Origin of the sequence: Actinomadura soli, assembly GCF_005889715.1 — a bacterium.
GTDB lineage: Bacteria > Actinomycetota > Actinomycetes > Streptosporangiales > Streptosporangiaceae > Spirillospora > Spirillospora soli.
On the sequence record NZ_VCKW01000383.1, the window covers coordinates 1 to 5,446 of the forward strand.

3 protein-coding genes and 1 pseudogene are annotated in these 5,446 nt (G+C 72.1%); all 4 read right to left on the reverse strand.

Annotation, left to right across the window (positions count from 1 at the left end; all coding sequences use genetic code 11):
• A pseudogene (locus ETD83_RS38695) lies at positions 1-628 on the reverse strand (hypothetical protein); the annotation flags it as partial.
• Positions 625-2,250 carry a GT4 family glycosyltransferase PelF gene (gene pelF, locus ETD83_RS38705; protein WP_205718131.1) on the reverse strand — a complete coding sequence of 542 codons (1,626 nt, stop codon included), beginning with the start codon at positions 2,248-2,250 and terminating at the stop codon, positions 625-627. The gene pelF and the pseudogene ETD83_RS38695, both read right to left, overlap by 4 nt.
• Before the next feature lie 17 nt (positions 2,251-2,267).
• Positions 2,268-4,274, reverse strand: a complete 2,007-nt coding sequence (locus ETD83_RS38710) for a hypothetical protein (RefSeq protein ID WP_138650154.1) — start codon at positions 4,272-4,274, stop codon at positions 2,268-2,270.
• A gap of 217 nt (positions 4,275-4,491) precedes the next feature.
• Positions 4,492-5,163 carry a LuxR C-terminal-related transcriptional regulator gene (locus ETD83_RS38715; RefSeq protein ID WP_171064684.1) on the reverse strand — a complete coding sequence of 224 codons (672 nt, stop codon included), beginning with the start codon at positions 5,161-5,163 and terminating at the stop codon, positions 4,492-4,494.
• Positions 5,164-5,446: the final 283 nt, after the last annotated feature.

Below are 5,446 nucleotides of genomic sequence, written 5' to 3' on the forward strand. Positions count from 1 at the left end.
CCACCGTCACCGGCACGACGACCAGCAGCCCGGCGGCCAGCCCGTAGCGGAGCACCCGGGACGCGGCCGTCCTGTTCCCGAACCCCAGCCAGACGTATCCGAGGTAGGCCGTCCCCTGGCTCATCATCCACGAGAGCAGGAGCGAGAAGACGAGGAGGACGTTGTCGGCCCTGCCGTGCAGCATCGGGGCGCCCACGATGTAGCACAGCCCGGGCATGCCGAACAGGACGCCGCGCAGCAGATGCCGCCAGGGCACGGCCTGCCACGGGGCCGCGGCCGCCCCGGGCGGGCGCGGGCGCCGCGGTGTCCGGGCGTAGAGGTCCTCGGCGAGGGCGAACACGTCCGGGTGGCCGTAGCTCCGGGCCGCCTCGTCGTTGATGCCCTCGGCCTCCAGACCGGCCGTGACCTCCAGCGGGTCGACGGCGCTCGCGCACAGATCCGCCATGCGCTCCCGCAGCGCCTCGACATCCCCCGGCGCACCCGCCTCCGACGCGTCCTCGGGCGCGGAGTCGGGCGCGGGGGCCGTGGCTACCGGGTCGGGCGCGGTCTCCAGCGCGGGCTCGGGCGCGGGCTCGGGGAGCGCGTCGGGTGCGGTGCCGGGCATGGTGCTCTGCGTGGACGCGGTCATGCGGGCCTCGCCTCGGACGCCGGGCGCCTCTCCGCGCCCGGCGTGGTCAGGTCGCTGTAGATGCCGCGGAAGGTGTCCACCGCGCGGTCGACGGTGAACAGCTCCAGCGCCCGGTCCCGGGCGGCGTGCCCGAGGCGCCGCCGCGACACCTCGTCCCCGAGCAGGCGCAGGCAGGCGTCCGCCATCTCCCGCGGCGACCGCGGCGGGACGACGAGGCCGGTGTCGGCGACCGCCTCCCGCACCCCGCCGACATCGGTAGCGACGGTCACGCGGCCGCAGGTCATCGCCTCGATCAGCGTGTAGGGGAAGCCCTCGGAGATGCTGGACAGCGCGACCACGGTCCCGGCCGCGTACGCGTCGTGGACGTCGTCGATCCGTCCCTCGAAGGTGGTCTGCTCGGCGACCCCGAGGTCGGCGGCGAGGGCCTCGCAGCGGGCGTGGTAGCGCTCGCAGCCGGTCGGGGTGCCCCCGAACAGGCGCAGCCTCGCGTCCGGTACCTCCTCCTTGACCAGCGCGAACGCCCGGATGAGCGTCTCCAGGTCCTTGATCGGGTCGACGCGTCCGGCCCAGCTGATCGTGGGGGCCGCGGGCTCGGCGCCGGCGGCGGGGAAGCGCGCCGGGTCGACGCCGTTGTAGACGGTCTCCATGGACCCCGGGTCCGCGCCGCACCGCGCCTCCCACCGCTGGTTGTAGAGGTTGCAGGGCGTCACCAGGTCGGCGGTGCGGTAGCCGACGCAGCACAGCAGGCGGATGAAGCCGAGCAGGACCGACTTGACCGGCCACGCGTACGGGGTCCGCCGCATGCCGATATACCGTTCCCGCAGGTAGATACCGTGTTCGGTGAGGCACAGCGGCGTCCCGTACGTCCATTTGGCGGCCAGCCCCGGCAGGATCGGGATGCCGTTGGACACCGCGTGCGTGAGGTCGGCGCGCGGGGGCGGGCCCTGCAGCGGGCGCAGCAGGTGCTCCAGCAGGTCGATGGCGGTGAGGGCGTCGTGGACGGTGGGCCGGGTCCCGATCTCGTCGAACTCGGCCGCGCGGGCGTTCCAGGCGTCCATCAGCCAGTGCACGGGCGCCTCGGCGCGCAGCGCGGCGCTCAGGTCGGCGGTCTGCCCGTACTCGAAGAGCCCGCGCAGGATCCGCTGGAAGACGTCCGCCTCCTGGACGTTCCGGGGGGAGCCACTGGAGACGGGCACGCTGCGGGACGACGTCCCCCGGCCGGACACCCCGTCGGACGGGGTGAGGATCGCGTGCAGGAAGGCGCGGCACAGCCGCTCGAACCGCCGCGCGTCACTGCGCGACACCTGCCGCCCGCCGGGCGACGCGTGCCGCCCGCCCCGCGACGAGGGCAGCCAGACGCGCGACGGGGGGCGCAGGCCGCGCGACGAGCGCCGTCCGCCCGGCGACGCGTGCCTGCCGCGTGACGAGGGCCGCCCATTGGGCGGCCCCCACATCGGAATGGGCTCGGACGTCACGTGCCCGGGAAGGTCCCAGACCACGGGTTCAGTCCCCGTGGTCGTGAGCGCCCTGACCTGGAAAGAATGTTCCGGCATACCCCGCACGAGCTGGTCGCACCAGACGCTCACGCCGCCGTAGCTGTGCGGATATGTCCCTTCCGTCACCAGGGTGATGTCCAAAGTCAGGCTCCGGGCAGGATGAGCGTGACGTCCCCGGCCCGGTAGGCGGAGCGTTCGCCGGCGTACGCCTGCCCGAACGGCGCGCCGTCCGCGCCCTGCCGCGTGCCCTCCGGCGCGGTCACCGGGACCTCCAGTCCAGAGCGCGCCCGGACGGTGACCGTCCCGTCCTGGACGTAGGCGGTGACGTCGCCCTTGTCCATGGCGCCGTCCTTGATCGCGGCGCTCCACGCGTCCTGCCGGCGTATCTCGTCGCCGAGCGCGGACGTCGGGGCGTTCACGAGCGGGGTGTTGGCGGCGAACGCCGACCAGTACTGGCTCAGCACGCGGTCGAGCAGCGGGTAGAGGATCCGGTCCTCGGCCAGGTTCGACTGGTGCGCGTAGTGCGGCCGGGGGTCGTTGCCGAGGACGTGCGTCAGCGCGATCCGCGTCTCCACCGGGACGATGTACGACGCGTACCCGGTGTCGGGGTCGAGCGGCTCGATGCACGGCGGGTCGTCCTCGCAGAGCCCGCTGCCGCCGTCCGACCGCCGCGTGTGGATCCAGTTGTACTGGTCCACCTCCTCGGCCGCGGTCCCGACGTTGTAGTAGATGTTCAGCGGATGGCGCGGCACCGTCCGCACCGAGCCGATCACGCGCTGCGCCTTCTCGCGGGAGGCGTCGCTGGCCGTCCATTTCACGCCGGCCTTCGCCAGCGCCGGAGCGAGGTTCGGGTTGTCGTCGGGCTGCTGCGGGGTGACCCGCAGGCCCGAATGCTCGCCGGTGACGAGCTCGCCCGCGTCGACCGCGATGCCCCTGCTGGACGCCCATTGGAGGTTCCTGGAGACCTCCCGTTCGATGGTGGCCGCGCTGACGTACACGATCTCCCCGGACTGGTTCCGCGCGCACTGCCACGGGTTGGAGCTCGTGTCCTGCACGCAGCCGAGGAACGGATGGGAGTAGGTGTGGTTCAGCCACCGGAACCGGTCCCGGACGGCGACGAACGCCGTGGTGAGCGGGTCGACGCCGTTCCGCTTGGCCGCCTCGTCGCTGCCGGCGCCGTTGTAGGTCATGTCGAGCGCGAACCCGTGCTGCGTCTGCCATTGCGTGGCGAACGACACGTCGCCGGGCGCCATGCGGATGTCCTCGGTCTCCACGTCGTCGCAGTCCTCGCCGGGCGTGCAGTTGTCCTCGGTGCTCCACCGGGCGTCCGGCATGAAGACGTCGTCGATGTGGACGGCGAAGTAGTTGCGGTCGTAGCCGAGATGGACGCCCTTGGTCAGCCAGCCGACGAGGCCGCGCCCGAGCGTCTGGAAATGCCACTGCTCGCGTTCGGAGGTGAAGCTCAGCACCATCTCGCTGCGGCCGTCGTGGGTGTAGACGCCGGCGATGGTGCCCGCCGTCCCCTTGACGGTCGCGGTGACGAACGGCTGGAAGGACTTCCCGGCGCCGGGGTCGTCCGGCAGCGGGGTCGCGACGAAGCCGCTGGTCTCGCCGACGCCGGGCTCGACGTCGTCGAACCGCACGGGCCCGCCCAGGTAGCGGAACGCGTCCCCCCGCGCGGGCTCGGTGACCTGGGCGGTCACGCCGTCCATGGGGCCGGAGTAGGCGGGCGCGTTCATCCCGACGGCGGCGGACGGGCGGACGTGGGCGTCGAGCTGCCGGATCCCGAACCGCTTCTCGTACGCGGCGAGCGCGGCCATCTCCGCGTCGTTCTGGAACGGCGCCGCGTTCGGCAGGACGACCCCCTGGTACTTCGCGCGCGGGGCCCCGTCCACCGTGTCGGACAGGAACGCCTCGTCGATCACGGGGCGGCCGGAGTCGCGGAGGTCGACGGTCCTGTACGGCACGCCCTCGGCCTGCAGCTGGTGCGCCACCGCCGAGACGGAGGCGGAGCCGTTCGTGACGACGAGGACCTGAAGATCGATGCGGGGGCCCGCGGCCGAGGCGGCCAATGGCGGGACGATGATCAGGACGGCCGCCGCCAGCACCCCGAAAAGGACGCTGAGAGCGGGACGGCGAACGACTTTCACCAAGCCTCCCCGAGACGCATGGACGACGGCGACTGAATTTCAACAGCCGTTCACAACCACGCCAGAAATGGAATTAATGGGCTTTGAGCGCGGCCCAACAGATCATCCGGTAACGGACTGTGCAAGTAAAGACCACCCAGGGGCCCATCTTGGCGTGGGCCCGGTCCTAGGACCCTCGGGTGCGCGGTGGCCGGTATCAGCCGCCGGCGGGCCGGAGTTAGCGCAGATTCGTTCCATTGGGCACCGAATTCAATTCGAGCCAACGGGCGACGGCGTGTTCCCGCCCATCGGCGCCCAGCCGTTTGTAGATCTGGTGGGCGTGGTTCTTCACGGTCTTCTCCGTGATGACCAGCCGGCGCGCGATCTCCCGGTTGGTGAGCCCGGCGGCGATCAGCTCCAGGATCTCGGCCTCCCGCGCGGTGAGCCCCGGGTCGGGCCGCGGCCCGCCGCCGTCGTGCACCCACCGCACGAGCGCGGTCACCACGGGCCGCGACAGCGACGACTCGCCCCTACCGGCCGCGACCAGCACGTCCGCGAGCCCGCGGGGCTCGAAATGGCCGTACACGAGGCATCCGTGGGCGCCCGCCGCGACCGCCTGGACGAGCATCAGCGGCTCCTGCTCGGCCGTCACCGCGACCACCCGGACCCCCGACCGCGCCAGCCGCGCGATGCCGTCCGGGGGCGGTGGGGAGGCGTCCAGCAGCACCACGTCGGGCCGGTGCGCGCGGACGCCGGCCACCGAACGCTCGACCGGTCCGCCGCCGACGACGTCCACTCCCGGAGCCGTGCCGAGCAACGCCCGAAACCCGATCCGCGACACCGGATTGTCGCTGACGACGACCACCCTGACCGCCTTCGATTCAGATTCGACCGCGGTCTCGGAACTCATTGAAAAATCACTCTTCATGGCGTCGGCTCACAAAACCGATGCCGCTGCAGACTCAGCGGAGATGTGGCGGGCGATGTCTCCGATGCAAGCCGACACCAGATCATGTGTCCAGAATAAAGGACGGTCCGTCCGGGCCGGTCGGTGGCGGACGCCCGCTCTTATCCGGCCATTGCGAGAACCTTTCGACCTGCACACTCCCGGCCGCTGCGCGGGGACGCCATTTCAGGCCGTCCGGCGGCAGTCCCCGGACGCCGGGCACCACGCACAAGGAGAGGGTGGGCGA